Below are 2079 nucleotides of genomic sequence, written 5' to 3'. Positions count from 1 at the left end.
ATATTACTTTTAGCATCAAGCAAGGAGAAAAGTTAGCTATTGTCGGAGCATCTGGGGCAGGAAAAACGACTATTTTACGATTGTTAAATCGTTTGCAGGAACCAAGCACGGGAAATATTTATTTTCAAGGTAAATCGATTAGGGAAATACCGGTTATTTCCCTGCGACAACAGATAGTTTTATTGCCACAAGAGTCTAAATTATTAGGGATGACTGTTCGAGATGCTCTCGCTTATCCTCTGCAATTAAAAAAACTTAACCCTGCTGAAATTAATCAGAGAATTGACCATTGGACATCCCTATTAAAAATTCCTCAACAGTGGTTTGAGCGCGGAGAGTTAGAATTATCTTTAGGACAAAGACAATTAGTAGCAATTACCAGAGCTTTGCTGTTAGAACCGAGCATACTGTTATTAGATGAACCCACCTCTGCTCTAGATACAGGCACGGCCAGCAGGTTATTAGAAGTATTAAATAATCAAAGTTCAATGACGATAATTATGGTCAATCATCAACTGGATTTTTTAGAGGAATTTGCCGAGCGAGTCATTTATCTAGAAGCGGGAAAAATTGGATCAGATTGCCTCGCCAATCAATTAGATTGGTTAGGGCTAAAAACTCAGTTAATTGATTTAGAAAAATCTCGACAAAGTGACAATTGGTAAGATTAACTTAAAATTGCTGCGCCCTCCTGAAAAACTAATAATTCTCCTGCATTAATCGCTGTCCAAACTTCATTATCAGTTAAGGGTGTAGTGGCAATAATTGCCACTTGATCGCCCAGACGAGCTAAAGCTTGAAAGTCAACGCTCACATCTTCATCAATTAAATGAGCAGCGGCAAAAGGATATTGCCGGATTATATAGCTTAATTTAGTTGAACAATGGGCAAAAAAGTGTTCACCATCGCATAAAAGATAATTAAAAATACCTTGACAAGCGATAGAGTTTGTGATAGTTTTTAGGACTGGATAGAGTTGTTCTAGGGAAGGTTTGCCCTGGGGAAAAGTCTCTCGCAGGGTATTAAGAATTAAACAAAAAGCTTTTTCCGAATCCGTCTCCCCAACCGGTTGATAAAAATCTCCCGCAGCAGGTGAGAAATTTTCTAAATTACCATTATGGGCAAAAACCCAATATTTTCCCCACAATTCCCGCCGAAAAGGATGACAGTTTTCTAGTTTAATTTCTCCTTGGGTGGCTTTGCGAATATGGGCGATAACATTGGTAGAATGGATGGGATAGTTTTTAATTAATTCCGCAATCGGAGAAGCGATCGAGGGTTGAACATCAATAAAAGTTCGGCAGCCTAAACCCTCAAAAAAAGCGATTCCCCAACCGTCTCGATGTTCGTCGGTTTTTCCTCCCCGCGCACAAAATCCCTCAAAGGAAAAACAGATATCCGTGGGGACATTACAATTCATGCCTAGAAGTTGACACATAGTTGCTTGAGTTTGAACTGAACATCAGATGCTGGCAAAATTACTTACTGCCAGCAGTCGTGACAGGAGACAGGAGAATTTTTTTCAGCTGCCTCTTGCCTATCCTAGCTAAGAAATTAATCTGGCACTGAGTAGGTAGGTGTTAAAAACTGTCAGACACCCCCCTTATCAAGGTAGGGTTGATTCATGAATCAACCCTACTATGAATCAACCCTAGGGATTAAAGGGGGAACCATCTTCAATTTAATTATAACCAGCTAATTAAATCAACCTCTGAAAGACAAAAAGGGCAAAAAATCAGATTTATAGCGATATAATAGCTATTTTTTTGACCAAAAAGGTCATTTATTTGCTGTTATTGCCTTTTATCTTCCCGCATCCCTGTTTTAACTCCCATGAATCTGAATCGGGCGATCGAGATTAATTTTTTGGACTGCTTATTGGATAAAATAGGAAATCAGGCCATCTAATCAAATCTGTATCCTTAAGGCTATGACAATTATTTCTCGATCGATCCCCCAATCACCCACTAAATCCTCGTCTATCGGCGGCTGGCGCGGTTTGATCGAAGAATATCGCCAATTTCTGCCCGTAAGCAGTAAAACCCCTGTAATTACCCTCCTAGAAGGCAATACACCCCT

2 protein-coding genes and 1 pseudogene are annotated in these 2079 nt (G+C 39.6%); 2 read left to right on the top strand and 1 reads right to left on the bottom strand.

The genetic code is table 11. The annotated features are described in order from the left end of the window. On the top strand, positions 1–665 hold a 665-nt coding region (locus PX484_RS18375; RefSeq protein WP_288105033.1), incomplete at its 5' end, for an ABC transporter ATP-binding protein. Between the two features lie 2 nt (positions 666–667). On the opposite strand, the gene PX484_RS18370 is transcribed toward PX484_RS18375, so the two are convergent. Beyond that, a complete protein-coding gene (locus tag PX484_RS18370; RefSeq protein ID WP_287765834.1) occupies positions 668–1438 on the bottom strand; it encodes a class II glutamine amidotransferase in 771 nt (256 codons plus the stop codon). 492 nt (positions 1439–1930) lie between these two features. On the opposite strand from PX484_RS18370, the pseudogene PX484_RS18365 reads away from it, so the two are divergent. Then, positions 1931–2079: pseudogene (locus PX484_RS18365) on the top strand (threonine synthase); the annotation flags it as partial.

The organism is Microcystis sp. M49636_WE2 (genome assembly GCF_030065375.1).
GTDB classification, from domain to species: Bacteria; Cyanobacteriota; Cyanobacteriia; order Cyanobacteriales; family Microcystaceae; genus Microcystis; species Microcystis aeruginosa_C.
Note: the sequence above shows the minus strand (reverse complement) of the source record. Positions and strands in the feature narration are given on the sequence as shown.

Excerpts from the sequence above, each read along its gene's own strand:
- PX484_RS18370 (WP_287765834.1), bottom strand. The coding sequence starts at position 1,438 with ATGTGTCAACTTCTAGGCATGAATTGTAATGTCCCCACGGATATCTGT.